Below are 244 nucleotides of genomic sequence, written 5' to 3' on the forward strand. Positions count from 1 at the left end.
CCGCCGAACTTCAGCTCCTTGTCGATGGAGTTCGAGAGGATGCGGCGAAGCGCAGGCGGCTTGGTGGCGACCGTTCCACTCACCCTACTGATGACGGAGACTGGCTTTCCCGTATCCTGGTAGTCGTAGCAAAGGCTCTCAATGAAGGATGCGAGATCAATGCGCTAGAGCTTCTCGCCATTTCCATCCGCGCTTCGCGCATAGGCGATCCCGTCCTGAACGAGGCGCTCGATCTCGGAGATTT

1 pseudogene is annotated in these 244 nt (G+C 58.2%); it reads right to left on the bottom strand.

Annotation, left to right across the window (positions count from 1 at the left end):
• Nucleotides 1–244, bottom strand: a pseudogene (locus tag ACPYOJ_RS36335) (two-component sensor histidine kinase); the annotation flags it as partial.

It is taken from the genome of Rhizobium sp. SVR5-9E (assembly GCF_056755095.1).